Origin of the sequence: Acidovorax sp. (genome assembly GCF_046294525.1) — a bacterium.
GTDB lineage: Bacteria > Pseudomonadota > Gammaproteobacteria > Burkholderiales > Burkholderiaceae_C > Acidovorax.
Genome location: NZ_JBKBKQ010000030.1, coordinates 1 through 26,550, shown reverse-complemented (window position 1 = coordinate 26,550; position 26,550 = coordinate 1). Strand labels below are relative to the sequence as shown.

Annotated in this window: 17 protein-coding genes; 10 read left to right on the top strand and 7 right to left on the bottom strand. The window is 67.5% G+C overall.

Features of this window, described 5'->3' with window-relative positions; translation table 11 throughout:
- Nucleotides 1-55: 55 nt before the first annotated feature.
- Both ACK4HJ_RS20030 and ACK4HJ_RS20025 read left to right on the top strand, forming a co-directional pair.
- Complete coding sequence (locus ACK4HJ_RS20030; RefSeq protein WP_409834867.1) at nucleotides 56-955, top strand: dienelactone hydrolase family protein; 900 nt, start codon at nucleotides 56-58, stop codon at nucleotides 953-955.
- Between the two features lie 159 nt (nucleotides 956-1,114).
- Entirely contained in the window at nucleotides 1,115-1,951 is an 837-nt protein-coding gene (locus tag ACK4HJ_RS20025) for a ZIP family metal transporter (RefSeq protein WP_409834824.1), read from the top strand.
- Nucleotides 1,952-2,074: 123 nt separating this feature from the next.
- Here ACK4HJ_RS20025 and ACK4HJ_RS20020 read toward each other — a convergent pair whose 3' ends face one another.
- Nucleotides 2,075-2,827 carry a LytR/AlgR family response regulator transcription factor gene (locus ACK4HJ_RS20020; RefSeq protein ID WP_409834822.1) on the bottom strand — a complete coding sequence of 251 codons (753 nt, stop codon included), beginning with the start codon at nucleotides 2,825-2,827 and terminating at the stop codon, nucleotides 2,075-2,077.
- Entirely contained in the window at nucleotides 2,808-4,061 is a 1,254-nt protein-coding gene (locus ACK4HJ_RS20015) for a sensor histidine kinase (RefSeq protein ID WP_409834821.1), read from the bottom strand. Before ACK4HJ_RS20015 ends, ACK4HJ_RS20020 begins: the two co-directional genes overlap by 20 nt.
- Before the next feature lie 52 nt (nucleotides 4,062-4,113).
- Here ACK4HJ_RS20015 and argH point away from each other — a divergent pair, with 52 nt between their 5' ends.
- The 3 genes from argH to ACK4HJ_RS20000 all read left to right on the top strand — a co-directional run bounded on the left by argH (nucleotide 4,114) and on the right by ACK4HJ_RS20000 (nucleotide 7,626).
- A complete protein-coding gene (gene argH, locus ACK4HJ_RS20010; RefSeq protein ID WP_409834820.1) occupies nucleotides 4,114-5,583 on the top strand; it encodes an argininosuccinate lyase in 1,470 nt (489 codons plus the stop codon).
- 58 nt (nucleotides 5,584-5,641) lie between these two features.
- Entirely contained in the window at nucleotides 5,642-6,637 is a 996-nt protein-coding gene (locus tag ACK4HJ_RS20005; RefSeq protein WP_409834818.1) for a Bug family tripartite tricarboxylate transporter substrate binding protein, read from the top strand.
- Nucleotides 6,638-6,765: 128 nt separating this feature from the next.
- Nucleotides 6,766-7,626, top strand: a complete 861-nt coding sequence (locus tag ACK4HJ_RS20000; RefSeq protein WP_409834817.1) for an SGNH/GDSL hydrolase family protein — start codon at nucleotides 6,766-6,768, stop codon at nucleotides 7,624-7,626.
- Here the strand turns inward: ACK4HJ_RS20000 and ACK4HJ_RS19995 are convergent.
- From ACK4HJ_RS19995 to ACK4HJ_RS19985, 3 genes are all read right to left on the bottom strand, one after another.
- Nucleotides 7,603-8,859 carry an OpgC domain-containing protein gene (locus tag ACK4HJ_RS19995; protein ID WP_409834815.1) on the bottom strand — a complete coding sequence of 419 codons (1,257 nt, stop codon included), beginning with the start codon at nucleotides 8,857-8,859 and terminating at the stop codon, nucleotides 7,603-7,605. The genes ACK4HJ_RS20000 and ACK4HJ_RS19995 overlap by 24 nt on opposite strands.
- Before the next feature lie 265 nt (nucleotides 8,860-9,124).
- Nucleotides 9,125-9,733 carry a hypothetical protein gene (locus ACK4HJ_RS19990; RefSeq protein WP_409834813.1) on the bottom strand — a complete coding sequence of 203 codons (609 nt, stop codon included), beginning with the start codon at nucleotides 9,731-9,733 and terminating at the stop codon, nucleotides 9,125-9,127.
- A 60-nt stretch (nucleotides 9,734-9,793) separates the two neighbouring features.
- Nucleotides 9,794-11,911 carry a catalase gene (locus ACK4HJ_RS19985; RefSeq protein ID WP_409834811.1) on the bottom strand — a complete coding sequence of 706 codons (2,118 nt, stop codon included), beginning with the start codon at nucleotides 11,909-11,911 and terminating at the stop codon, nucleotides 9,794-9,796.
- A 268-nt stretch (nucleotides 11,912-12,179) separates the two neighbouring features.
- Here ACK4HJ_RS19985 and ACK4HJ_RS19980 point away from each other — a divergent pair, with 268 nt between their 5' ends.
- The 5 genes from ACK4HJ_RS19980 (at nucleotide 12,180) to ACK4HJ_RS19960 (ending at nucleotide 24,817) form a co-directional block, all read left to right on the top strand.
- Nucleotides 12,180-18,134, top strand: a complete 5,955-nt coding sequence (locus ACK4HJ_RS19980) for an MG2 domain-containing protein (RefSeq protein ID WP_409834866.1) — start codon at nucleotides 12,180-12,182, stop codon at nucleotides 18,132-18,134.
- A 26-nt stretch (nucleotides 18,135-18,160) separates the two neighbouring features.
- The gene (locus ACK4HJ_RS19975; protein WP_409834809.1) at nucleotides 18,161-18,559 is read left to right on the top strand and encodes a hypothetical protein; all 399 of its coding nucleotides are present in this window, start codon (nucleotides 18,161-18,163) and stop codon (nucleotides 18,557-18,559) included.
- Nucleotides 18,560-18,578: 19 nt separating this feature from the next.
- The gene (gene pbpC, locus ACK4HJ_RS19970; RefSeq protein WP_409834864.1) at nucleotides 18,579-20,933 is read left to right on the top strand and encodes a penicillin-binding protein 1C; all 2,355 of its coding nucleotides are present in this window, start codon (nucleotides 18,579-18,581) and stop codon (nucleotides 20,931-20,933) included.
- Between the two features lie 93 nt (nucleotides 20,934-21,026).
- A complete protein-coding gene (locus ACK4HJ_RS19965) occupies nucleotides 21,027-23,312 on the top strand; it encodes a diguanylate cyclase domain-containing protein (protein WP_409834807.1) in 2,286 nt (761 codons plus the stop codon).
- Nucleotides 23,313-23,638: 326 nt separating this feature from the next.
- Entirely contained in the window at nucleotides 23,639-24,817 is a 1,179-nt protein-coding gene (locus ACK4HJ_RS19960; protein ID WP_409834805.1) for an L-lactate dehydrogenase, read from the top strand.
- Nucleotides 24,818-25,014: 197 nt separating this feature from the next.
- On the opposite strand, the gene ACK4HJ_RS19955 is transcribed toward ACK4HJ_RS19960, so the two are convergent.
- Together ACK4HJ_RS19955 and ACK4HJ_RS19950 are read right to left on the bottom strand one after the other, a co-directional pair.
- The gene (locus tag ACK4HJ_RS19955; protein ID WP_409834804.1) at nucleotides 25,015-25,482 is read right to left on the bottom strand and encodes a c-type cytochrome; all 468 of its coding nucleotides are present in this window, start codon (nucleotides 25,480-25,482) and stop codon (nucleotides 25,015-25,017) included.
- Between the two features lie 4 nt (nucleotides 25,483-25,486).
- Entirely contained in the window at nucleotides 25,487-26,080 is a 594-nt protein-coding gene (locus ACK4HJ_RS19950) for a ferritin-like domain-containing protein (protein ID WP_409834802.1), read from the bottom strand.
- Nucleotides 26,081-26,550: the final 470 nt, after the last annotated feature.

The window sequence follows — 26,550 nt, the reverse complement described above, 5'->3', positions numbered from 1 at the left end:
GGCGCCGCACCTTTTGGCGTTTCCAACCTTGTCCGCCACCGAACTGGAGAACCTGATGTCCCTCAACGACGATCTTCACGCTGACACCCTGGCCCTGGTGCCCGGGCGATCCACCGAAGCGGGCGCCACGCGCCGCACCGCGCTCCAAGCCGCGCTGGGCCTGGGCTACGCCGCCGCTGCGGCACCCGTGATGGCGCAGACGGCCATTGCCACGCCGGCCGATGGCCTGACGGCGGGCGAGGTCAGCTTCATGGTGAATGGCTTCAAGGTGCCCGCCTACCGTGCGGCCCCGGCCGGCAAGACGGGCCTGCCCGTGGTGCTGGTGATCCAGGAAATCTTCGGCGTGCACGAATACATCGCCGACACCTGCCGCCGCTTTGCGAAGGCCGGCTACCTGGCCATCGCGCCTCAGCTGTATGCCCGCCAGGGCGACCCGGCCAGCTACACCGAAATCGCCAAGCTGCAGGCCGAGTTGGTCTCCAAGGTGCCGGACGCCCAGGTGATGGCCGACCTGGACGCTGCCGTGCAGTGGGCGGCGGCCAACGGCGGCGACGCCGCGCGCGTGGGCATCACCGGTTTCTGCTGGGGCGGACGCATCACCTGGCTGTACGCAGCCCACGGCCCGGTCAAGGCCGGTGTGGCCTGGTATGGCCGCCTGGTGGGCCAGGCCAGCGACCTCACGCCCAAGCACCCGGTGGACATAGCGCCCATCCTCAAGGCGCCAGTGCTGGGCCTGTATGGCGAAAAAGATGGCGGCATCCCCCTTGACACGGTTGATAAGATGAAAGCCGCCTTGTCCAGTGGCTCGCCACAGGCCAAGGCGTCCGAGTTTGTGATCTACCCCGACGCGCCCCACGCGTTCCACGCCGACTACCGCGCCAGCTACCGCAAGGAAGCTGCCGAAGACGGCTGGAAGCGGGCGCTGGCCTGGTTCAGCAAACACGGTGTGGTCTGATCCGTCAGGCTCACCCGGACCCCTGCAGCCGCCCCTTGACCGAGGCGGCTTTTTTTGATCCCGTGCGGGTGTCGCTGTTGTCCTGAATGTGTTCTGTATCGACAGCGAGACTTGCAATAAAAATAAGCCCTAGCGCTTATTCAGCAAGCGCAAATAGCTATGACTTTGGTAGCAATCATTCTGGCCACACTGGCCGCCGGTATTGGCAGCGTCTGGCTGGCCGCCCTGCTGATGCGGCTGGGCCTGAGCGGGCGCGGCGGCAGCGTAGGCCCGCAGCACTTGCTGAGCCTGGCGGCCGGGGCCCTGCTGGCCACCGCCTTCATGCACCTGCTGCCCGAGGCTTTTGAAAGCCAGGCCGGCGCGCACGACCTGTTTGCCACGCTGCTGGTGGGCGTGGTGTTCTTCTTCCTGCTGGACAAGGCCGAACTGTGGCACCACGGCCATGAGCACAGCCATGCCGGACCGGACCACGGACACGATCACAATCATGGACACGCCCACACGCACGCCCATGAGCACCACCACCATCACCACGCCCCGAGGGCGGGCGGCTGGGCGGTGCTGACCGGCGACAGCGTGCATTGCTTTGGCGACGGCATCCTCATCGCCTCGGCCTTTCTGGCGGACATCCGCCTGGGCGTGATCGCCGCACTGTCGGTGCTGGCGCACGAGGTGCCGCACCACATGGGCGACCTGGTGGTGCTGCGCCAGACCAGCCCCAACCGCCGCATCGCACTCGTCAAGGTGTCGCTGGCCGGCGCGGTGACGGCCCTCGGCGGCGTGGTGGGCTACTTCCTGGTGGGGCAACTCCAGGACCTGCTGCCTTACTTCCTGGCCGTGGCCTCCAGCAGCTTTGTGTACGTGGCCCTGGCGGACCTGATTCCCCAACTGCAAAAGCGCCTGACGGCACGCGAAACCGTTGCGCAGATCGCCTGGTTGCTGGCGGGCATGGTGATCGTCACGGCCGTGAGCGGGCTGGCGCACGGTGCGCACTGATAAAGTTCAAGCATTTTTGGCGTCTAGCGCTTGCTGGGTAAGCGCTGGTAGCTACTGGAACTGTAGCGATCTGCCGCTACACTGCGCGGCTCAGCAATGCAGCCCCCCGGTTCTGCGCGGGGCTTATCTCGCCAGTTCTTCCCGCACCGCCGCCACCTGCCTGCGCGACACCATGAGCAGCTCGGTCGATCCTTGCAGGCGCACGGCCCAGCCTTCGCCCTCTTCGGCGTCATAGTGCTTTTCCAGCGCGCGCACCGCGCGGCGGGCCACCAGCGCGTTGCGGTGGATGCGCAGGAAGCGTGTGGCAAAGCGGCTCTCCAGCTCGCTTAAAGCGCCATCCATGATGTAGCTGCGCGTCGTGGTGCGCACAGTCACGTACTTTTGTTCGGCCTTGAAGTACAGCACCTCGCCGAGCGGCAGGCGCTCGGTGCGCCCACGGTCCTGGATCAGCAGGGTGTCGCCGTCCTGCGTGCCGGCAGCGCTGGCTTGCAGCGGTGGCCGCGTGCCGCGCTGCACCTTGGCCAGGGCCTGCTGCAAGCGTTCGCGGCGCACGGGCTTGGTGAGGTAGTCCACGGCATCCAGCTCAAACGCGCTCACGGCATGGTCTGCATGGGCCGTCACAAACACCACGGCCGGCGGCTGCGGCAGAGTCTGCAGCGTGTGGGCCAGGGCCAGGCCGTCCTGCCCGGGCATGTGGATGTCCAGCAGCACCACGTCAAACGCGCGCCCGCCCGTGGGGCTGAGCTGCGCCATGGTCTCCGCCGCGTTCGAGGCCTCAGCCACCGTGGTGATGCGCTGGGTGTCCGCGCAGTCGGCCAGCAGGGTGCGCAGCCGGCTGCGGGCCAGGGCTTCGTCGTCAACGATCAGGATGTTCATGGGGGTGGTCCGGTGCGGGAGATTCTGCGGTGGTGGACGGCACGGCGCTGCGGCGCGGGCTGCCGTCGGGGCTGTTGCGGTGGCGGGCACGGCCGCGGCCGTTGGCGGCGTGCGGCAGGGGCTGGCGCTGCGGCGCAGCAGACGGTGCGGGCAGGGTGATGCGCACCTGGTAGAGCCCGTCCTGCACGCCCGCTGTGAACTCGCCCTGCACATCGTGCAGCAGCGCAAGGCGGGCCCGCACATTGGCCAGCGCAATGCCGTGGCCCTTGGTGGACGGAGCGTCGGCGGCGGCGGCGCCGTTGCGGCCTTCCTTGCCGGGCAGGGTGTTGGTGATGCGCACCACCACCCGGCTGCCGCGCAACTCGGTCAGCACGCGCAGCTTGCCTCCCCGGTCGCTGGGCTCCACCCCGTGCTTGACGGCGTTTTCCACCAGCGGCTGCAGCAGCAGGGGCGGCAGCCGCGCGTTGTCGGTGCGCGGGTCCAGGTTCCACTGCACCTGCAGGCGCTTGCCAAAGCGCACCTCTTCAATGGCCAGATAGCGGCGCGCCAGCGTGATCTCTTCGGCCAGTGTGACCGATTCGCCTTGCTCCACCAGCGCCACGCGGAACAGGTCCGACAGGTCTTCCAGCAGCGACTCGGCCTTGGCCGGCTCTTCGCGCACCAGCGCAATGGCGCTGTTGAGGGTGTTGAACAAAAAGTGGGGGCGGATGCGCGACTGCAGCTCCGTCAGCCGTGCCGTGGTGGCGGCCGGTGTGCGGCCTCGCGCGCGCAGCACCAGCGCCGCCACCAGCAGGGCGGCCAGCAGGGCGCCGGTGGCCGCGCTGGCCAACCACGGTGGCGATGCGGCCACGCCCACCAGCGCCAGCATGGCGCACGCGTACGCCCCGGCCAGTGCGCCCAGCACCACGCCCGCCACGTATTGCTGCGCCATCGACAAGCGTTGCAGCACCGTCTTGAGGCTGCAGGCCGTGACCAGCCACACCAGCGTGGCGGGCAGCGCACCCCCGGTCAGCAGGGCCAGGCTGGCCAGCCATTCGGCCGGGCTGCTGGTGCCATACATGGCGCCCACGCCCATCACCAGCTCCACAAACAGCACCGCACGCAGCACCACCCCCACCTGGCAGGCGTCGAACACCAGGGCCCGGCGCGGCGGCAGGCCGCCCCGCGCGGTGCCCCGGGCGCTGCCGGATTCGGGCGGCGGGGGCTGGGTCGATAAAATTTGCGTGTTTTGCATTGCGGCGCCCGGGTTGTCCGGGTGTCTGAACCACCGGATTATTGCCCTCCTTATGTCCAAAGCCCAAGCCACCAGCGCCGACTCTGCGCCGTCCCACAACCAGCTCGACACCAAGGCCCAGGCCTGGTCCGCGCTGTTTTCCGAGCCCATGAGCGACCTGGTCAAGCGCTACACCTCCAGCGTGTTCTTCGACAAGCGCCTGTGGCAGGCCGACATTGCAGGCAGCCTGGCGCACGCCGAAATGCTGGCCGCGCAGGGCATCATCTCTGCCTCCGACCACGCATCCATCCAGCGCGGCATGGCGCAGATCACGCAAGAGATCGAGTCCGGTGCCTTCGAATGGAAGCTGGACCTGGAAGACGTGCACCTGAACATCGAAGCCCGCCTGACCCAGCTGGTGGGTGACGCCGGCAAACGCCTGCACACCGGCCGCAGCCGCAACGACCAGGTGGCCACCGACGTGCGCCTGTGGCTGCGCGGCGAGATTGATTTGATTGGCGACCTGCTCAAGGAGCTGCAGATCTCACTGGTCGATGTGGCCGAGCAAAACGTCGATGTCATCCTGCCCGGCTTCACCCACCTGCAGGTGGCCCAGCCCGTGAGCTTTGGCCACCACATGCTCGCCTATGTGGAGATGTTCAAGCGCGACGCCGAGCGCATGGCCGACGTGCGCCGCCGCACCAACGTGCTGCCCCTGGGCAGCGCGGCCCTGGCCGGCACCACCTACCCGCTGGACCGTGAGCGCGTGGCCAAGACCTTGGGTATGGAAGGCGTCTGCCAGAACAGCCTGGACGCCGTGAGCGACCGCGATTTCGCCATCGAATTCACCGCCGCCGCCAGCCTGTGCATGGTGCACGTGAGCCGCCTGTCGGAAGAACTCATCATCTGGATGAGCCAGAACTTCGGCTTCATCAAGATCGCCGACCGCTTCACCACCGGCTCGTCGATCATGCCGCAGAAGAAAAACCCCGATGTGCCGGAACTGGCGCGCGGCAAGACCGGCCGCGTGGTGGGCCATCTCATGGGCCTGATCACCCTGATGAAAGGCCAGCCCCTGGCCTACAACAAGGACAACCAGGAAGACAAGGAGCCGTTGTTCGACACCGTGGACACGCTCAAGGACACGCTGCGCATCTTTGCCGAAATGGTTGGCGGCCAGCTGAACCCCGCCACGGGCCAGAAGGAGGGCGGCATCACCGTCAACGCGCAAGCCATGGAGCAGGCTGCGCTCAAGGGCTACGCCACCGCCACCGACCTGGCCGACTACCTGGTCAAGAAGGGCCTGCCCTTCCGCGACGCGCACGAAACTGTGGCACACGCGGTGAAGGCCGCCACCAGCCACGCCTGCGACCTGTCGGAGCTGCCGCTCAATGTGCTGCAAGGCTTCCACCCCGCGATTGAGAAAGATGTGTATGACTGCCTGAGCCTGCGCGGCTCGCTCAATGCCCGCAACACGCTGGGCGGCACCGCGCCCGCGCAAGTGCGAGCCCAACTGGAGCGCCACCGCTCCCGTTTGGCCTGAACCTTGCAACGCCTCCCGCTCATTGCACTGTCCAACCCCGTCACTTCGGAATCTGACCATGTCCGCACCCCTGCACCGCCGCAGCCTGTTGTCCCGCGCTGTGCGCACCACCGCCGCGCTGGCCGCCACCCTCACCATGGGCCTGGCATCGGCCCAGTCCGACAAGCCCATCCGCCTGCTCGTCGGCTTTCCGCCGGGTGGCGGGTCGGACGCCATTGCGCGGCTGCTTGCGGACAAGCTCAAGGACGCCATGGGCATGCCCGTGGTGGTGGAAAACCGCCCCGGCGCGGGTGGCCAGATCGCGGCGCAGGCGCTCAAGGCCGCGCCGGCCGACGGGCACACGCTGTTCCTGTCGCATGACCACACCATCTCCATCCTGCCGCAGGTCATCAAGAACCCCGGCTTTGATCCGGTGCACGACTTCGTGCCCGTGGGCGGTTTTGCCACGTTCGTGAATGCGTTTGCCGTCTCGGGCGGCAACCCGGCCAAGTCGTTCAACGAGTATGTGGCCTGGGTCAAGGCGCAAGGCCAGGGCAAGGGGGCTGTGGGCATTCCGGCACCGGCCTCCACGCCCGAATTCCTGGTGAAGCGGGTGGGCCAGAAGTACCAGCTGGACCTGGTGTCAGCCCCCTACCGCGGCAGTGCGCCCATGATGGCTGACATGCTGGGCAACCAGATCGCGGCGGGCGTAGGCTCCATTCCGGACTTCATCGAGAACCACAAGGCTGGCAAGGTGCGCGTGGTGGCCGTGCTGGGCACCACGCGCCAAGCCGCCATGCCGGATGTGCCCACGTTCAGCGAGCTGGGCCTCAAGGGCTTTGAAGACCTGCCGTACTACGGCATCTACGCGCCCGCCGGCACGCCGGCCAAGTTCATCAGCGACTTCTCGGCCGCGCTGGCCAAGGTGGTGGCGCAGCCCGAGGTGAATGGCCCGCTCACGGCCATGGGGCTTACCGTCGGCTACATGACGCCGCAGCAACTGGCGACGCGCCAGCAGGCCTACACCCAGGCCTGGGCGCAAATCATCAAGTCGAGCGGCTTTGTGGCGCAATAAGCCGGACCCGCTCCGTGCGGATGTGTGGAATGCGCGCAACTGCCCTGCGTAAATCCTTCATTCCATTGCAGATGTAAAAGATGTGCGGCAAACGGTGAACTTGCCGAAAATGGGGCTCTCAGTCGTTGATGCCCTTGTTTGCCGCCATGCACCGCCGATTTCCCTCTGCCCGTCTCAGTGCCCTGGCCCGCCGGCTCGCGTTGTCCGGCGTGCTGGCGGCGTCTATCCATGCGCCTGCACAAACCGCGCTGCCCGCTGGCTATTCACGCTGGCAGGCCAGCATGGATGCGTTTGCGGCGGCCGACAAGCTGCGCCAACCCCAGCCGGACGGCGTGCTGTTCGTGGGCAGCTCCAGCATCCGCTACTGGGCCCACATGGCGCAGGATTTTTCGTCTATGCCCGTGGTGATCAACCGGGGCTTTGGGGGCTCCACCATGGACGACTGTCACCACTTTGTGCGGCAATTGGTGCTGCAATACCGGCCGCGCCAAGTCATGGTCTATGCGGGCGACAACGACCTGGCCGAGGGTCGCACGCCCGCCCAGGTGCTGGAGAGTTTTCAGGGTTTTGTGCGTGCCGTGCGGGCCGAGCTGCCGCAGGCGCACATCGGCTACATCTCCATCAAGCCCAGCCCTGCGCGTGCGGCGCTGCTGCCGCAGGTGCGCGAAACCAATGCGCTGCTCAAGGCCTACGTGGCCACGCTGTCCAACGCCGATTTCATCGACATCTTTGCCCCCATGCTGGACGCTCAGGGCCAGCCGCGTGCGGATCTGTATGGCCCTGACCGGCTGCACATGAACGCCGAGGGCTACGCGCTGTGGCGCGGCGTGATCGGGCCCTATCTGTTGCCGGGGCCGAGCACGCCGGCCGGCCTGACCGCTGGGGGCGGAGCGTCGCATCAGAGTGATGCTGCACAGCGCAGCGTGCCGGTGCCCGCACCTGCCACGGTGTCCACCTCGGCCGCGCTACACAGCGGCGCCTCCCGGTAGCCCGCCCGCGCCGGGTGCGGCGGCCGCCTTGGTGGCCGAGCCCACCGGCTTGGCAGGTGGCGGTGGTGGGGTGGTGGATTCATGCAGCGCAGAAGGCTGGGTGTCCGGCCCCGTGCGGTCGTCCGGCGGGCGGTCTACCCACAGGCTGATGCGCGCCACGGCGTGCAGCACTACAAAGCAGCCGATCAACAGCGGAATGTCCAGGCCCAACGGCCGGTCCTGGTCGGCGCCCAGCAGGGCCAGCACCAGCAGTACCACCACCAGGTGGGCGCAAAACACCGGCAGCGAGGCCGCACCCAGCGTTTCCAGCCAGCGCAGCCGGGGCGTGCGCGCTGCCAGGCGCGGCCCGTAGTGCAGGGTCAGCAGCACCAGCGCAAACAGGTTGATGAGCCGCAGCGGCCCCAGCGACCACTTGTCAAAAATCGCGTTCAGGCTGGTGTTGCTGCCAAACGGAACCTGCCCTATGCCATGGCGCCACACCAGGCAGACCAGCGCAAAGGCCAGCGCCGCACGCACCGCCCAGGTGGGGAAGACGAAGGGGGGCGCCTGCGGGTCGTTGCGCGTGGCGCCCATCCACAGGCCCAGCACCCACAGCAGCTGCCAGCCCCAGGTGTCGAAGCTGCCCGTTTCGGAATACGGCACCGGGATGGGCACCACGGAGGCGATGGCGTTGAAGGCCGCCAGCGACAGGCCAAACTGCGCAAGCACCCACAGGCCCACGCTCACCGCCATGACCGGCGCCCAGCCGTGGCGCCAAGCCAGCACCATCACCCAGGGGCTGGCAAGCATGAACAGGATGTACAACGGCAGGATGTCCAGCAGCGGCGGCGAGTACACGAGCGCAAGGCCGTACACCAGCGCCGTGACCGGCTGCTGCAGGTAGTACGCCATGAGATTGGTGGCGGCGGGCTGGTCAAAACGCAGGCCGATGAAGGCGATCACCGTGAACAGGAACAGCAGCGTGGCTGCCTGGCATGCATAGATCTTGAGTGCGCGACGCCAGAACGCGCTGCGCATCTCGGCCACGCCACGGCGCCACGCAATGCGGCCGTACACCATGCCGGCCATGTAGGCCGACAGCAGCACAAACCCTTCTGCGGCCGACACATAGCCGAAGGGCTGGCCCAGCGGGCTGCTCAGGCGCGAGGGCAGGTGGGTCACCGTCATCAGTACCAGCATGAGACCGCGCAGTGCGTCGATTTCCCAGCGGCGGGTGGGGGCGGAGGCGGGCATGGTGGTGAGCGGTTTGAACGACAGTGGGCGGGGGGCAGAACAACAGCGAGTTGGGAAACCGGGCTGTTTCAAAAGATAGGTTGATGCAGGGCGCAGTTCCCAGGTTTGTCGGCGAGGTGGCGCAAGATGATGGCCGAAATTTAAATAAAAAAGGCCTCCAGCGCTTTTCCATCAAGCGCTGGAAGCTCTTCTTTTTATAGCTAAAAGCTGTGTGAAGTCCAGGCCGGGGACACCCACCGCAGCGGCGGGTGAGGCCCCGCGGCCGTCACAGCATGGCCGTGCGCTGTTGCTCGGCGCGCGATGCGCCGATGGCGGTTTCCACATTCTTGACCTCTTCGGGCGGTGGCAGCACGGCGGGCATGCCCAGGGCCTCGATGGCCAGTTCGCGGCACCAGCCCTTGGTGTGGTAGAGGTGGTGGTCTTCGTCCTTTTCCACGGCTTCGTGCGCGGCTTTCAACGCCTTGCCGATGTCACCCGTGGCAACCTCCGCCACCTTGCCCAGCAGTTCCCAGTTGGCGTGGTCCTTGGTTTCGGCGTGCACCACACATTCGCAGGCCACCAGTTGCGCTGCTGCAGGGTCGCCCGCCTTTTGCGCCAGTTGCATGGCTTTGACCAGCGATTCGCCGATGTGCTTGACTACCAGGCGGCTGGGCACCTGCGTGTCGGGGTTCAGGCCCAGCGCGTCGCAGATGCTGCGCACCACGTTCTGGTGGGTCAGCGTTTCTTCCAGGTATTCCTCCCATTCCTTCTTCAAGTCGGGATTGACCGCGCAGGCGATGGCGGTGCGGTACACCTGCTCGCCGCCCAGTTCGGTCTCCATCATCTGCAGCACCAGGTCGTTGAGTTGCTGGCTGTCATAGCGGTCTTTGGACATGAGGGGCTCCTTGGGGTGAAAGGTTGAGGTGGGAAAAGTGATGGCTCACGGGGGTTGTCTTCAGGCCAGCGTACGCAGCTTGGGTTCGCGGTCCCACTGGCGGGTCTGTGCGGCCGCGATGAAGCCCTGGGTGTCAGCCGGGTCCACCACGCCTGCGTCGGGCTCGATGCCGGCGGCCTGCAAGATGGGCTGCGTGCCCTTGCCTGCGGCGATGGCCTTGAGGTGGCCGAACGCATCACGGAACCAGTCCACTGCGGCGGCCTCTTTGGCCAGCAGCGCGCCCATCTCCGACGAGAGCACCGACGCCACTGCATCGAACACCATGGAAGGCGTGCCCTGCAGCTGCCCGTCTGCCGGCAGCAGGGTGCCGTCACGCATCACCGCGCCGCCCACCTTGGGGGCGACGATCTTCACGGTGGCGCCCACTTTTTCAAGCGCTTTGCGCAGGTTGGCCACGGTGCTCCCGTTCGAGCCGTCGGCCACCAGGATGCCGATGCAACGGCCCTGCAGCGTGGGCTTCATGCGGTCGATGATGCGCAGCGCAGGTGACAAGGGCAGGTCCTGCACCGGCTCGGCCGTCTGTGGGGCGGCGGGCAACGCAGGTAGGCCCAGGCCCTGCGCCACGCGAGCGGCGAGTTCCGGGTCCACATGGATGAGGTGGCCCACCACGGCTTCGCGCACGTGCACGGTCTGCACTTTCGACAGTTCGAACACCAGGGCCGACGCCATGTGCGCCTGTTCCAGCGGGCTTTGGCTGCGGTAGAACATGCGCGCCTGGCTGTAGTGGTCGGCAAAGCTCTCGGGGCGCACGCGGCCCTTCACGCCATCGTCCGCCTGCGCAAAATGGTGAAAGCCCAGCGCTTGCGATGCACGTGGCGTATCGCCCTGCAGGCTGCTGGGTTCGTAATTGACGCGTCCTTTGGGCACCTGCATCTGCATGTGCCCGTCGCGCTGCATGTTGTGGAAGGGGCACTTGGGCGCGTTGATCGGGATCTGCGCAAAGTTGGGCCCGCCCAGGCGCGACAGCTGCGTGTCCAGGTACGAGAACAGCCGGCCCTGCAGCAGCGGGTCGTTGCTGAAGTCGATGCCCGGAGGCACGTTGGCGGGGCAGTAGGCGGCCTGTTCTGTCTCGGCAAAGAAGTTGTCGGGCCAGCGGTTGAGCACCATGCGGCCGATGACCTGCAGCGGCACCAGCTCCTCGGGGATGAGCTTGGTGGGGTCGAGGTGGTCAAAAGGAAAGCTCTCGGCGTCTTGCTCGGTGAACAGCTGCACTGCCAGATCCCATTCGGGGAAGTCGCCGGCTTCGATGGCCTCGAACAGGTCGCGGCGGTGGAAGTCGTTGTCGGCCGCCTGCAGCTTCATGGCCTCGTCCCACACGGTGGACTGGATGCCCAGCTTGGGCCGCCAGTGGAACTTGACGAAGGTGCTCTCGCCCGCCGCGTTGATGAGGCGGAAGCTGTGCACGCCGAAGCCTTCCATCGTGCGCAGGCTGCGCGGAATGGTCCGGTCGCTCATCGCCCACATGATCATGTGCATGGTCTCGGGCATCAGCGACACAAAATCCCAGAAGGTGTCGTGCGCGCTGGCGGCCTGCGGGAACGCGCGGTCCGGCTCCATCTTCACCGCGTGCACCAGGTCCGGAAACTTCATCGCGTCCTGGATGAAGAACACGGGGATGTTGTTGCCCACCAGGTCCCAGTTGCCTTCGGGCGTGTAGAACTTCACGGCAAAGCCGCGCACGTCGCGCGGCGTGTCCACCGATCCGGCCCCGCCGGCCACAGTGGAAAAGCGCGTGAACACGGGCGTCTGCACGCCGACCTCGGTCAGCACCTTGGCCGTGGTGTATTGCTTGAGCGAATGCGTCAGTTCAAAAAAGCCATGGGCGGCCGAGCCGCGCGCGTGCACGATGCGCTCCGGAATGCGCTCATGGTCGAAGTGCGTGATCTTCTCGCGCAGGATGAAGTCTTCCAGCAGCGTGGGCCCGCGCGGTGCAGACCGCAGCGAGTTCTGGTTGTCAGCGACGGGAATGCCCTGCTGTGTGGTCAGCACCGGGTGCTTGCCACCTGCCTGCTGCTGCAATTCGCCTGCGTTGCCGCGGTAGGTGTCGGCCTGGGTGGAAGAGGGGAGTGCAGACGGCGTGCTCTTAGCCGCGCTGCGCGATGAAGGGGATCGGGCCATGGGCGCTCCTGAAGGGGTCCAAATGCAGGGAGAGGGGAAGCCGCCATCTTTGGCCGCGAAGGTCGCAAGGGGTGTAAGACGGTGCCCCATGGGGGCGTCATCGGCGGCAGGCGATTGCCTGCCGCGGAGCCTGTACGCGGCATACACGTAAGCGCTTGCAACACGCTCGCCGGTTTCATGCGGCTTTGTTACGCTTGCCGGTTCGTTCGGAGGGTTCCCCGTGAAAGCACAACAATGGATAGGGGCTGCCGGCCTTTCGCTGCTGGCGATGGGCGCACAGGCCTTGCAGATCAGCAGTTTCTCGCCGCAGGGCGAGGTGGCGCGTGTGCGGCAGGTGGTGGCCAAGTTCGACAGCGCGGCCGTCAACTTCGGCGACCCCAAGGCGCCTGCGCCCATCAGCCTGAGCTGCAGCGATGCGGACGCCACCAAAGGCACGGGCCGTTGGACGGGCGAGCGGGAGTGGGTGTTCGACTTTGAACGCGACCTGCCGCCCGGCGTGCGATGCACCGCCACCGTCAAACCGGGGTTCAAATCAGCCGCTGGCGCAGAGCTGACGGGCGCCAAAAGCTATCAATTCAATAGCGGCGGGCCTTTTGTGCAGAACATCCGCCCCGGCACCTACCAGTTGATCGACGAAGAGCAGTTTTTTGTGCTGCAGCTCAACGGCCCGGCCACACTGGCCAGCGTGCAAGCCAATGTGTGGTGCACGGCCGACGGCGTGGGCGAGCGCATCCCCGTGCGGATGATCGATGGCACGCAGCGCACCGACGTGCTCAAGGCCCTGGGCCTGGACAAGCGGGCCGCGCAGGACCCGCTGCAGATCGTCACCGTGGCGTGCAACCGCCGGCTCACCTCGGGGTCGCGCATGCAGTTTGTGTATGGGCGGGGCGTGGCGACCCCCAGCGGCGTGGCCAACACCGTGGAGCGGCGGTACGACTACACCGTGCGCGAGCCGTTTGCGGCCGAGTTCAGCTGCGAGCGCGAGAACGCCCAGGCCGCCTGCTGGCCCATCCTGCCGATGACGCTGTCGTTCAACGCCCCGGTGCCGCGCAAGCTGGCCGAGGGCATACGCTTGAAGTCCGCCAAGGAGACGCTGAAGCCCCGCCTGGACGGCGACACCCCCGGCCGCAAGGTGGACCCCGACGCGCTGGTGACCAGCGTGCAGTTTGGCCCCGGGCTGGCTGAGAACACCGCCTTCACCATCGAGCTGCCCAAGGATTTCAAGGATTCCGCCGGGCGCAGCCTGCGCAACGCCGACAACTTTCCGCTGAAGGTGACCACGGGCGGCACGCCGCCGCTGGCCAAGTTCGCGGCCGCGCCCTTCGGCATCGTCGAGCGGTTTGCCGAAGGCCCCGCCGCCGACAAGCCGCCCGCGCTGCTGCCCGTCACGCTGCGCAATGTGGAAGCGGCGCTCAAGGTCCAGGGCCTGCAGGCGGGCGCCACCGGTACGGCCGCTGCGCCAGCCGGCAAGGTCAGCACGCTCAAGCCCCGTACCGACGCCGACATCATTGCCTGGTTCAAAAAGGTGCAGCGCTACGACAACTACACCGTCAGCCGCAAGCAGGCCCGCCAGGACGTGACCGGCCCGCTGCCCCGCGTGATCGACGACGAGCGCGAGCAGGTGCAGTCGCGCACCCTGTCGCTGCTGGCCGGCAAGAGCGGCGTGAAGACGCTGGACCTGCCCAAGCCCGCCAGCAACGACGTGCGGCCCTTCGAGGTGGTGGGCATCCCGCTCACACCCGGCTTCCATGTGGTGGAGATCGCATCGCAAAAGCTTGGCGCATCGCTGCTGGACGAGCGTCTGGGAGACAACCGCACGATGTACGTGCGTACCTCGGCCCTGGTCACCAACCTTGGCGTGCACTTCAAGCTGGGCCGCGAGAACGCCATGGCCTGGGTGACCACGCTGGACAAGGGCCAGCCCGTGCAGGGCGCCACCGTGCGCGTGAGCGACTGCAAGGGCAATGAACTGGCCAACGCCACCACCGATGCCAACGGTGTGGCCCGCATCGAAGGGCTGTCATCCGACCCCACCCGCTGCACAGAAGATGGCTACTGGGGCGAAGGCGGCACGGCCTACTTTGTGAGCGCGCGGCACAAAGGTGCCGATGGCGTGGAAGACTTGGCCTTCACCTGGAGCGACTGGCAGCGCGGCATCGAGCCCTGGCGCTTCAACGTGCCCACCAGCAGCGACCCGCGGCCCGACGAGCGTGCCCACACCATCTTTGACCGCACCCTGTTCCGCGCGGGTGAGACCGTGTCGATGAAGCACCTGGTGCGCGCACAGACTCGCCAGGGCTTTGCGTTGCCGCAGGCCGTGCCCGAGACGCTTGTCATCACCCACGTGGGCAGCGGCCAGCAGTTCACACAGCCGCTGGCCTGGCGCGGCACCGCCACCGGCGGCCAGAGCGCGCAGAGCACCTTCGCCATACCGCCCGCAGCCAAACTGGGCGTGTACCAGGTAGAGCTGCGCAGCGAAACCGAGCGCGGCCGCAGCTTCAGCTCGGGCGAATTCCGCGTGGAGGAGTTCCGCCTGCCTGTGCTGGAAGGGCGCATCACGCCAGCGGACAAGAAGGCGCTGGTGCGCGTGCGTTCCGTGCCCACCGATGTGCAGGTCAACTATGTGGCGGGCGGCGCTGCCGTCAACCTGCCGGTACGCGTGTCGGCCCTGGTGCGCGGCAAGTACCTGCAGTACGACGACTACGAAACCTTCAGCTTCAACCCGCCGCGCAAGCGCGAGCAGAGCAACGCCAGCAGCGACGAAGAAGAAGCCACGGCCAGCCAGGACGCGCGCGTGATCGCCGACAAGCTGCCGCTGACGCTGGACCGCAATGGCGCGGGCAAGGTCACCATCGAGAACGTGCCCCAGACACGCCAGCCGCAGGAGCTGGTGCTGGAAGCCACCTACGCCGACCCCAACGGCGAGGTGCAGACGATCCGCAGCACGCAAGCACTGTGGCCTGCGGGCGTGGTGGCGGGCATCAAGACCGAAGGCTGGGTGTCGGCCCGTCAGAAGATTCGCTTCCAGGCACTGGCCTTGCAGCACAACGGCACGCCGGCGGCCGACACCTCGTTGCAGGTGCAGGCCATCGCCCGCATCACCACCAGCACGCGCAAGCGAATGGTGGGCGGCTTCTACAGCTACGACAACCAAACCGAGACCAAGGACCTGGGCACGCTGTGCAGCGGAAGAAGCGATGCGCGCGGCCTGCTGCTGTGCGAATCCAAGCTCGACGAACCCGGCGAGGTGGAACTGGTGGTCACGGCCACCGACAAGGACGGCAACACCAGCGTGGCCGCGTCGTCGGTGTGGGTGACGCGCCAGGGCGAGCTGTGGTTTGGCGGCGAAGACCACGACCGCATCGACCTGCTGGCCGAGAAGAAAAGCTACCAGCCTGGCGAGGTGGCCAAGTTCCAGGTGCGCATGCCGTTCCGCTTTGCCACCGCGCTGGTGGCCGTGGAGCGCGAGGGCATCATCGACACCCAGGTTGTGCAACTCAACGGGCAGGACCCCACGGTGAGCCTGAAGGTGCAGCCCGACTGGGGCCCCAATGTGTACGTGAGCGTGCTGGCTCTGCGCGGCCGTCTGCGCGAGGTGCCGTGGTACAGCTTCTTCACCTGGGGCTTTAAGTCGCCGCGCGAGTGGTGGACATCCTTCTGGTACGAGGGCAAGGAATACAAGGCGCCCACCGCGCTGGTCGATTTGTCCAAGCCCGCCTTCCGCCTGGGCGTGGCCGAGATCCGCGTGGGCACGCAGGCCCACCAGATCGATGTGAAAGTGCAGGCCGACAAGGAAAGCTATGCCGTGCGCGGCAAGGCGCAGGTCACCATCACCGCCACGCTGCCGGGCGGCAAGCCCGCTGCGCATGCCGAGGTGGCCCTGGCCGCCGTGGACCAGGCGCTGCTGGAGCTGATGCCCAACACCAGCTGGAACCTGCTCGAAGCCATGCTGCAGCGGCGCAGCTGGGGCGTGGAGACCTCCACGGCCCAGATGGAGATCATCGGCCGCCGCCACTACGGCAAGAAGGCCGTGCCCGCAGGCGGTGGTGGCGGCAAGGCGCAGACGCGTGAACTGCTGGACACGCTTTTGCTGTGGGAGCCGGCGATCAAGCTCGATGCCAACGGCCAGGCCAAGGTGACCGTGCCGCTGAATGACGCCCTCACCACCTTCAAGATCGTGGCCGTGGCCGATGCCGCCACGGGCCTGTTCGGCACCGGCGCTACCCAAATCCGTGCCACGCAGGACCTGCAGATCATCAGCGGCCTGCCACCCCTGGTTCGCGAGGACGACCAGTTCCGTGCCCAGATCACGCTGCGCAACACCACCAAGGCCGCGATGAAGGTCGAGGTGGCGCCGCGCGCCACGCTGCTGGACCTGAAACCCCAAACCGTGGACATCCCGCCTGAAGAGGCGCGCGAAGTGGCCTGGACTGTCACCGCCCCCGCCCAGCTCGGGCAGACGCGCGCCCAGGCCATCCTGTGGGAAATCGAAGCGAAGGACACCGTCAGCGGCGCGCGCGATGCGCTCAAGGCCAGCCAGAAGCTGATCCCGGCCGTGCCGCTCACGGTGCAGCAGGCCACGCTGGTGCAGGTGGATGGCAGCTTCCACCTGGACGTGAACCCGCCTGCCGATGCCATCCCGGGCCGGGGCGGCCTCAAGATGTCGCTGCAGCCCAAGCTGGCCGAAGGCTTGCCCGGCGTGCGCGACTGGTGGGCACGCTACCCGTTCGTGTGCCTGGAGCAAAAGACCAGCAAGGCCGTGGGCCTGCGCGACGGCGCGCTGTGGCAGACCGTGGTGGCGCAGCTGCCCACCTACCTCGACAGCGACGGCCTGGCCAACTACTTCCCGCCACGCGACGGCGATGGCAACCGCGGCAGCGACACGCTCACGGCCTACCTGCTCGCGGCAACCCATGAAGCTGCGAGCCTGAACCCCGCGTTCGCACTGCCCGACGACCTGCGCGCGCCCATGGAGCGGGGCCTGATCGCCTTTGTGGAAGGCCGCATCCAGCGCAGCTTCTGGAGCCCGCGCAAGGACCTGGACATGCGCAAGGTGGCCGCGCTCGAAGCGCTGTCGCGCTACGGCAAGGCCCAGGGCCGCATGGTCAGCAGCATCACCATCGCGCCCAACCAGTGGCCCACGCACACGGTGATCGACTGGGTCAACGTGCTCAAGCGCGTGGCCGACGTGCCGCAGCGCGACCAGCGCCTGGCCGAGGCCATGCAGGTGCTGCGCGCACGCCTGTCGTTCCAGGGCACCAAGCTCATCTTCAGCACCGAACAGGACGACTACTGGTGGTGGCTGATGCAAAACGGCGACGTGAACACCGCGCGCCTGATGCTCGCCGTGATGGACGACCCGGCCTGGAAGGACGACATGGGCCGCCTGGCCAACGGCTTCATCAGCCGCCAGCAGGCGGGCGCCTGGCACACCACCACGGCCAACCTGTGGGGCGGGCTGGCGCTGGAAAAATTCAGCGCCAGGTTTGAGGCCACGCCCGTCTCGGGTACCACCAAGGCGGGCATGGGCGGCAACACCGCCAGCGTTGACTGGAGCAAGGTCGAGCGCGTGAAGACCAGCGATGCCAGCGGCGCCGCGCACCAGACCACCTGGTTTGGCGCCCCCGCAGCGCCCGGCATGCTGCGCGGCAACGACATGTTCCTGGTGTGGGGCAAGGCGGGCGGCAAGGAGACCCTGGCCGTGGCCCACCAGGGCCCGGGCAAGCCCTGGCTCACGCTGCAATCGGTGGCGGCCGTGCAGCTCAAGGCGCCGTTCTCGGCGGGCTACACGATCACCAAGACCGTGACGCCCGTGGAGCAGGCCAACAAGTCGCTGCCCGCAGGCCAGTACACCCGGGGTGACGTGCTGCGCGTGAAGCTGGAGGTGAACGCCAGCGCCGACATGACCTGGGTGGCCATCACCGACCCCATCCCGGGCGGCGCCACCATTCTGGGCAGCGGCCTGGGCCGTGACTCGGCCATTGCCACGCAGGGCGAACGGCGCAGCGGCGCGGGCTGGCCGGCGTTCGAGGAGCGCAGCTTCGAGTCTTTCCGCAGCTACTACGAATACCTGCCCAAGGGCACCGTGACCATGGAATACACCGTGCGGCTGAACAACGTGGGCGACTTTGCCTTGCCCCCCAGCCGTGTGGAAGCCCTGTATGCGCCCGAGATGTTTGGCGAGGCGCCGAACGCGCGGGTCAAAGTGGAACCCACGCGTTGACCTGCCTGCCACGCCGGACCCTGCCCATGGCCTCGCCGCTCGCGTCCCCCGCCACCAGCCTCAGCGTCTTTGTGGAGCTGAGGTTCTGGCTGCTGGTCGTGTTCTCGGCAGTGCTGCCGGTGGGTATCTACGTGCTGTTGCTGCGCGTGCGGGCCATCTCGCGCATGGCAGTGCTGGGGCTGGGCATTGCACTGGTGCTCATCTCCGGCGTGGATGTGTACCTTTTGCAGAGCCTGGCATCGGTGGCCAAGGGCACGCCCTCGCTGGCCGATGACGCGCTGTTCATCTCCGAGATTTCGCTGGCGCTGTACATCGTGCCGGTGGTGTTTGGCGGCATCGGGGTCAACCTGACATCGCACGTGCTGGTGCGCCACCTGAGCGAGGCGGAAAAACGGTTTGACCAGGAGCACCGCAGTGGCCCGTAGTCACCGCGCAGCGGGCCACCTGAGGCAATGGATAGCTCCTGTTTTGATAGCTGCTTGCGCTTTACCAGCAAGCGCCATCCCTGCTTTTGATGAAGTACGCCGGGATTTTCGCCCGTCCGACACGCAAATCCTCTCGCGCGAGGGCGAGCTGCTGCAGCGCCTGCGCACCGACGCCACCGTGCGGCGCGGGCAGTGGGTGCCGCTGGTCGATGTGTCGCCCGCGCTGCGCACGGCCCTGGTGCTGAGCGAGGACAAGCGCTTTTACGAGCACAGCGGCGTGGACTGGCGCGCCGCATCGGCCGCTGCCTGGGGCAACCTGTGGAACCAGCGCACGCGCGGCGCCAGCACCATCACCATGCAACTGGCGGGTTTGCTGGACGGCGACTGGCGCCAGGGCCCGGGCGGGCGCACCGTGGTGCAAAAGCTGGGGCAGACCGTGGCCGCCCAGGTGCTGGACCGGCGCTGGCGCAAAGACCAGATCCTGGAGGCCTACCTTAACCTCGTGCCGTTTCGCAGCGAGCTGGTGGGCATTGATGCCCTCTCCCGCACGCTGTTTGGCAAGGCCGCGCATGGGCTGGACGACCGCGAGGCGGCGGTGGCCGCCGCGCTGGTGCGCGCGCCCAATGCCCGCCCTGCGCTGGTGGCCCAGCGGGCCTGCGGCGTGCTGCGCGAGATGGCGGCGGCAGATGCCCCTGCCGCACCCCGCGCGCCGCGCCAGGGCAGGGCGGCAGCCGTCGCCGCACCCCGCCCGGCCGTGGATTGCGAGGCGCTCGACCTGTTCACCACCGCCGCGCTGCAGCGCCGCGCGTTTGACGCCAGCGAAGGCGTGGCGCCGCACTTTGCGCGCTACCTGCTGCGCCAGCGGTTCGGCAAAGACGCCGCGGTGCCCGAGCGCGTGCCCACCACCCTGCGCGCGCCGCTGCAGCGGTTTGCGGTGCAAACCCTGCAGCAGCACCTGCGCGAGCTGCGCGGGCGCAATGTGGAAGACGGCGCGGTGCTGGTGCTGGACAACGCCACGGGCCAGGTGCTGGCCTGGGTGGGCTCGTCCGGCGCGCTCAGCCAGGCCAGCGAGGTGGACGGTGTGCTCGCGCTGCGCCAGCCCGGCTCCACGCTCAAGCCGTTCCTGTACGGGCAGGCGATTTCCGAGCGCCGCCTCACCCCCGCGTCGCTGGTGGAGGATTCGCCCGCGCAGATCACCACGGCCAGCGGCCTGTACATCCCGCAGAACTACGACCGGCAGTTCAAGGGCTGGGTGTCGGTGCGCACGGCGCTGGCGGCATCGCTCAACGTGCCGGCGGTGCGCACGCTGGTCATGGTCACGCCCGACGCGTTTCACCGCCAGCTCGGGCGCATGGGCCTGCCGCTGCGCGAAAGCGGCGACTACTTCGGCTTCAGCCTGGCGCTGGGCAGCCCCGAGGTGCCGCTGTTCCACCTGACCAATGCCTACCGAACGCTCGCCAACGGCGGGCGGCACAGCCCCGTGGCACTGGCGGCAGACGGGGCGGCGCCGCCGCGCTTCTCGCAGGGTCTGGACGCCGGGGCGGCCTACATCGTGGGCGATATCCTGTCGGACGGCAACGCGCGCGCCCGCACCTTTGGCACCGACAGCGTGCTGGCCACACGCTTCTGGTCGGCCGTGAAGACCGGCACCAGCAAGGACATGCGCGACAACTGGGCCGTGGGCTGGTCCGAGCGCTACACCGTGGGCGTGTGGATCGGCAACGCCAGCGGCGCCGCCATGCACGACGTGAGCGGCACCAGCGGGGCGGCGCCCATCTGGTCGGCCGTGACGGGCTTTTTGCACGCGCGCGAGCCCAGCCGGGCGCCCCGGCCGCCCGCGGGCCTGCAGCAGACCGCCGTGCGCTTTGGCCCGGGGCCTGCCGGCGCGCCGGGCTGGCGCGACCACCGCCAGCCGCTGGAGGCCGCCCGGAGCGAATGGTTTGTGGCGGGCACACAGCAGGCACTGTTTGCTATTGATTCAGTAGCTTTCAGCGCTTACCCAGAAAGCGCTGGTGGCCAAAATGACACTAAAAAATTGCCCCACCGGGGTCGATCCCAGGCAAGTAACGCTCCTGCGCCACCGGCCGTGCCGCCACGCATCACCGCACCCGCCTCCGGCACCATCGTGGCGCTGGATCCGGACATTCCGCCCGCGCGCCAGCGCCTGCATTTCGCCGCCACGGGCGGCGATACCGTGCACTGGCGCATGGACGGCAAGCCCCTGGGCCGCGGCCCGCGCGTCGCGTGGCTGCCCTGGCCGGGCCGCCATGTGGTGCAGATCACCGACGCGCGCGGCCAGGTGCTCGATGAGGTGCGCATCGAAGTGCGCGGCGCGGGCGCCGTGGGCCCGGCACCCCGGGCAGCCGCGCATTGACGCGGACAAAGCCCGGAAATAGGCTGCGAAGACCCTCCATCCGGCGCCGGGCCGCACCACAGCAGCCCCGTAGAATGGTTACAAATTATTTCTATGCCATTTCTGCGCCAGTTTTTCTCCCACCGCCTCATCTGGCTGGCTTTGCTGGTGTCCCTGGGCATTGGCGCTCTGTTTGCACGCACCATCTGGACCATCCGCAAAGACGAGTGGAACTACGCCGTCCAGACCAATACCAACCTGGTGCAGACCCTGGAGCAGGGCCTGGGCTGGGCGCTGGATTCGTTCGACAAGTCGCTGGCTGGCGTGGCCCTCGAAGTCAGCCGCCCCGAGGTGTGGGCCCTGCCTCCGGGCCTGCGCGCACGCGTGGTGTTCGACAACTCGCTGCGCTCGCGCGGCGCAGGCGATGTGCTGGTGCTGGACGCGCGCGGCAACGTGGTGCTGGACTCTGGCGCACCCGAGCCGCGGCGGGTCAACCTCTCCGACCGGGACTACTTCCTGGCGTTTCAGTCCGGCGGGCACCAAGGCTTGTTTGTGGGCAAGCCCGTGCCGTCGCGGGTCACGGGCCTCAACATCCTTCCGCTGTCCCGGGCTTACTACCATGCCGACGGGCGGTTTGCCGGTGTGGTGGTGGGCGCGATCCGCTTGAGCTATTTCAACGAACTTTTTGGTGCGCTGGACCTGGGGGCGAACAGCGGCATCAATCTGTTCCGCAACGATGGCGTGGTGATCTCGCGCTTTCCGTACGGCGATGCCGACGTGGGCAAAACCATCGGCGGCACGCCCAACTTCATGCGCTTTCAGGCCGAGGGCACCGGCACCTTTGTGGGCACGGCCGCGCTGGACGGGGTGGAGCGCCTGCACTCCTTCCGCCCCGTGGGCCGCTATCCGCTGATCCTGAACGTCGCCCAGTCCACCCGCACCATCCTGGGCCAGTGGATGGTGAACGCCTGGGTACTGGGGGTGTTCACCGTGCTGCTGATGGGGGCCTGCCTGGGCCTGGCGACGCTATTTGTGCGCGAGCTGGCGCTGCGCCAGCAGGTGTCGGCCCGTCTGCGCGAGGCCGAGCACGATGTGCGCACCATCCTCAACAACATGCCGTCCATGATCGCCTACTGGGACGCCCAGCTGCGCAACCGCTTTGCCAACCAGGCGCATGAGGAATGGTTTGGCCTGCCACCCGACCGCCTGCGCGGCATGCACGTCTCCAACATGCTGTCGCCTGCGGCCTATGCCGACAACAAGCCCCACCTGGAGCGCGCCCTGCAGGGCGAACCCCAGCTGTTCGAGTCCACCCTGGTGGACATGCGCGGGGTGCAGCGCCACGTGATCGTCTCCTACCGGCCCGACACCGAAGGAGGCGTGGTGCGCGGCATCTTTGTACAGGCCACCGACATCTCCGAGCGAAAGCGCATGGAGGACGAGCTGTTCGACGAGAAAGAGCGCGTGCGGCTGACCCTGCAGGCCATCGGCGACGCTGTGGTGTGCACCGACGCGCAGGGCAACATCACCTACCTCAACCCCGTGGCCGAGCGCCTGACGGGCTGGCAGGCCTTTGATGCCGCGGGACAGAATGTGGACACCGTGGTGCGCCTGCGCAGCCCCGACAACGACCAGCCCCTGGCCAGCGCGTTGCGCGCCGCCATGGACCAAGGCCGCGCCGTGGACGGGCTGCGCGGCATGGTCGTGCACCGCAGCAGCGGGCAGCGCTTTCAGGTGGACGAAACCGCCAGCCCCATCACCGACCGCCACGGCACCGTGACCGGCGGCGTGGCCGTGCTGCGCGACGTGACGGAGTCGGTGGCCATGGCAGAGCGCATGGCGCACCTCGCGCAGTTCGACGCGCTGACCGACCTGCCCAACCGCGTGCTGCTGCAGGACCGCGCCCAGCAGGCCATCTCGCAGGCGCGGCGCGACGGCAAACTGCTGGCCGTGATGTACCTGGACCTGGACGGCTTCAAGGCCGTGAACGACAGCCTGGGCCACGGCGTGGGCGACATGTTGCTGGTGCAGTTTGCCCAGCGCCTGAAGGCCGCAGTGCGCGCGTCCGACACCGTGTGCCGCCAGGGCGGCGACGAGTTTGTGGTCCTGCTGCCCGGCCTGGACGGCGCCGAGGCCGCATGCCGCGTGGCGCGCAAGATCCTGGCCGCATCCGAGGCGCCCTTTGACCTGGCCGGCCACATCGTCACCGTCGGCCTGAGCGGCGGCATCGCGCTGTACCCGCAGCATGGCGACACGCTGGACGCCCTTTCGCGCCACGCCGATAGCGCCATGTACGCCGCCAAGCGCGACGGGCGCATGCGCTTCATGCTCTACCGAGGCCCCGACACCGAGCCCGAAGCCGTGCTGCCTGCCGCGCCAACGCCCCCGTCAGCATCCTGATCCGCAGTGGATTCTGCTCTTAAATCGATAGCTTGCAGCGCTTTCTGGATAAGCGCTAAAGCCCAATTTATCTTAAAAGTTGGCCGCTGTCGCTCGCTGGCCCCCTTGAGGGAAAGGGCTTGGGAGAGGGGTCTATGCCGTCAGCATGTCACCCCCACATTCCTCCCCGACTCACCCCCGCTGGAAATTTGTTGCACCCCCGCAAAATAATTTTGATGGCCCGCGTCCGCGCCAGCACCTACCATGCGGCGCTGTCGTCTTTTATGTCCTCCGTGTCCATGCGTCACTGAGGCCACTCTGCCCCTCAACAAGCCTGGAGCCCGCGCGTGCCCGACCTGTCCAAAATCACCTGCATCGAAGACCTGCGCCTGATTGCCCAGCGCCGCGTGCCGCGCATGTTCTATGACTACGCCGACTCCGGCTCGTACACCGAAGGCACCTACCGCGCCAACGAAAGCGACTTCCAGCGCATCAAGCTGCGCCAGCGCGTGGCCGTCAACATGGAAGGCCGCAGCACCCGCACCACCATGGTCGGCCAGGACGTGGCCATGCCCGTGGCCATTGCGCCCACGGGACTCACCGGCATGCAGCACGCCGACGGTGAAATCCTGGGCGCCAAGGCAGCCAAGGCGTTTGGCATCCCATTCACGCTGTCCACCATGAGCATCTGCTCCATCGAAGACGTGGCCGAACACACCGGCCGCCACCCGTTCTGGTTTCAGGTCTATGTGATGCGCGACCGCGACTTCATCAACCGCCTGATCGATCGCGCCAAGGCCGCCAACTGCTCGGCGCTGCAGCTCACGCTCGATCTCCAGATCCTGGGCCAGCGCCACAAGGACATCAAGAACGGCCTCTCTGCCCCGCCCAAGCCCACCATCGCCAACCTCATCAACCTGGCCACCAAGCCGCGCTGGTGCCTGGGCATGCTGGGCACCAAGCGCCGCAGCTTCGGCAACATTGTGGGCCATGCCAAGGGCGTGGGCGACTTGTCGTCGCTGTCGTCGTGGACGGCCGAGCAGTTCGATCCGCAGCTCAACTGGGGCGATGTGGAGTGGATCAAAAAACGCTGGGGCGGCAAGCTGATCCTGAAGGGCATCATGGACGCCGAGGACGCGCGCTTGGCCATCAACAGCGGCGCCGACGCGCTCATCGTCAGCAACCACGGTGGCCGCCAGCTGGACGGCGCGCCGTCCTCCATCGCCGCGCTGCCCGGCATTGCCGAAGCCGTACGCACCGCCGGAGGCGGCATCGAGGTGTGGATGGACGGCGGCATCCGCAGCGGGCAGGACGTGCTCAAGGCCCGCGCGCTGGGTGCACAAGGCACGCTGATCGGTCGCAGCTTCCTGTACGGCCTGGGCGCTTTTGGCGAGGCCGGTGTGACCCGCGCGCTGCAGATCATCCAGAAGGAGCTGGACATCACCATGGCGTTTTGCGGCCACACCAACATCAACACGGTGGACCGGAGCATCCTGCTGCCGGGGACGTACCCCACGGGGCACTGAGAGGCTGAGAGTCTCTTGTCCCGGCCCGCCCTGCACGCCAAAACGCTCCGGCGCATCGTTGCAAATGCTCGCCATAGCCCGAGCTATGGCGGTGCTTTGCGCCTCCTCCGAAGCGTTTTGGCGCGCCTTTCGGGGCCCGGCCAAAAAACTCTCAGCTTCTGAGCCCTTGCGCAGGCGCTGCGGGCCATGCCCGGTAGCTACCGGCCGCGGGCAGGGGCCACGGGCCGCTTGAGCGTGGCGAGGTAGGCCACCACGTCCTCGCGCTCACGCGCATCTTCGAGCTGGTAGTCCATGCCCTGCCCGGGAATCAGCGCCTCGGGGTCGGCCAGCCAGGCGGCGAGCGTGGCCCTTGTCCACAGCAGCTTGCTGTCGCGCAGCGCGGGCGAGTAGTCGAAATCGGCCAGGGCCCCAGCGCGCCGGCCCACAACCCCTCGGTGCAGAGGCCCCACGCGGTGCGCGTCTTCGCTGTGGCAGCCGCTGCAACGCGCGGCATAGACGTTCATGCCGCGCTCGGCGGACGCGCTCCATGCGGCAGCAGGCGCGGCGGGTGTTGCAAGCGCTGACTGCGCGCGGGCCGCCGGCGTTGCCACGCCAAGAACCGCTGCCACCGCGATGGCTGCCTTGGCCCAGCGGTGCGGCGCCGGCCGCCAAAGGCTGCGCACCATCCGCTCACGCACCGAAGGAGAGCGCGCCTGCGGGCAGCGGGCGGCCCAGCGCCTGGGTGAGCACGGTGTAGTGCATGGTCTCGTCCGCCGCCAGTCGTGCGGCCACCTTGGCCAGGTCCTTGTTGCCGAAAGCCGGGATCACGCCCAGGTAGGCATTGGTGGCGCCCAGTTCCAGGCGGGCGGCCAGGGTCAGTACATCGGCCTGGCTTTTCAGAGTGCTTGCGTTCAGTGCAGCGGCGTATTCGTCCATCTTTTTTTCCAGCACCGGCATGCCGCCGAGCTTCTGGATGGTCGCGATCAGCGCATCGCGGTGCGCCTTGTGGTGGCCCTGGAAGGCGAGGGCCACGTCCAGCACCGGCTTTTGCAGCAGGCCGCTGCCAGCCCCCAGCTGGTAGGCGTTGATGGCTTCGTGCTCCAGCCCGAGTGCCACATTGAGTATCTGTACGTCCTTTGAGGTATCGGCAGCCATGCCCTGCGCAAGTGCGTCCTTGCCAGCCAGCAGGGCCACCGCCACTGCGGACAGCGAGCCCGACGTGGCAATGAACGAGCGGCGTGATGCGGGGGCTGCAGAGGGGCGCGGCGTGATGATGGATGTCATGGTGGAGTCCTTGGTTTCAGTGGGGAAGATGCGCGGAACGCACTACACGGTCCGCACGGTTTGCCTCGTTGCCGCTGTGGTGGCGACATCTGCAATACGGCGCTGCCGGATTCGCAGATTCATGCGCCTCCAAAAGGCCCACTGGCAAAGTAGGGCATCTGCTCCGCCACATCCAAACCGCCGCCCGCTGCGTATCACGAGTCTGTGCGGCAGAAGGGGCATCGGCTGCAACGCACGACAAACCGGCCTCGCGCGGTAATACTTCCTGCGCCCAGGGCCCCACCCTGGGCTAGTCGGTAGCACCACGCGACCCTCGGTTTTCGCGCGTTTCGCTTCGATGCCTTCTGCCGCGCAGACTCTAGTCCACTGAGCCCGAGTAATCGGCGGTGCGTGAGGGTCTGGCAAGGCCGCAATCTAGGCGCCGGGCGCAGCCGGGTTGTACACCCGGCGAGCACGGCAACGACGAGTGC

Excerpts from the sequence above, each read along its gene's own strand:
- ACK4HJ_RS19950 (WP_409834802.1), bottom strand. The coding sequence starts at position 26,080 with ATGACATCCATCATCACGCCGCGCCCCTCTGCAGCCCCCGCATCACGC.
- ACK4HJ_RS19955 (WP_409834804.1), bottom strand. The coding sequence starts at position 25,482 with ATGGTGCGCAGCCTTTGGCGGCCGGCGCCGCACCGCTGGGCCAAGGCA.
- ACK4HJ_RS19975 (WP_409834809.1), top strand. The coding sequence starts at position 18,161 with ATGGCCTCGCCGCTCGCGTCCCCCGCCACCAGCCTCAGCGTCTTTGTG.
- ACK4HJ_RS19985 (WP_409834811.1), bottom strand. The coding sequence starts at position 11,911 with ATGGCCCGATCCCCTTCATCGCGCAGCGCGGCTAAGAGCACGCCGTCT.
- ACK4HJ_RS19990 (WP_409834813.1), bottom strand. The coding sequence starts at position 9,733 with ATGTCCAAAGACCGCTATGACAGCCAGCAACTCAACGACCTGGTGCTG.
- ACK4HJ_RS20005 (WP_409834818.1), top strand. The coding sequence starts at position 5,642 with ATGTCCGCACCCCTGCACCGCCGCAGCCTGTTGTCCCGCGCTGTGCGC.
- ACK4HJ_RS20015 (WP_409834821.1), bottom strand. The coding sequence starts at position 4,061 with ATGCAAAACACGCAAATTTTATCGACCCAGCCCCCGCCGCCCGAATCC.
- ACK4HJ_RS20030 (WP_409834867.1), top strand. The coding sequence starts at position 56 with ATGTCCCTCAACGACGATCTTCACGCTGACACCCTGGCCCTGGTGCCC.
- ACK4HJ_RS19980 (WP_409834866.1), top strand. The coding sequence starts at position 12,180 with ATGGGCGCACAGGCCTTGCAGATCAGCAGTTTCTCGCCGCAGGGCGAG.
- ACK4HJ_RS20025 (WP_409834824.1), top strand. The coding sequence starts at position 1,115 with ATGACTTTGGTAGCAATCATTCTGGCCACACTGGCCGCCGGTATTGGC.
- ACK4HJ_RS20020 (WP_409834822.1), bottom strand. The coding sequence starts at position 2,827 with ATGAACATCCTGATCGTTGACGACGAAGCCCTGGCCCGCAGCCGGCTG.
- argH (WP_409834820.1), top strand. The coding sequence starts at position 4,114 with ATGTCCAAAGCCCAAGCCACCAGCGCCGACTCTGCGCCGTCCCACAAC.
- ACK4HJ_RS19965 (WP_409834807.1), top strand. The coding sequence starts at position 21,027 with ATGCCATTTCTGCGCCAGTTTTTCTCCCACCGCCTCATCTGGCTGGCT.
- ACK4HJ_RS20000 (WP_409834817.1), top strand. The coding sequence starts at position 6,766 with ATGCCCTTGTTTGCCGCCATGCACCGCCGATTTCCCTCTGCCCGTCTC.
- ACK4HJ_RS19995 (WP_409834815.1), bottom strand. The coding sequence starts at position 8,859 with ATGCCCGCCTCCGCCCCCACCCGCCGCTGGGAAATCGACGCACTGCGC.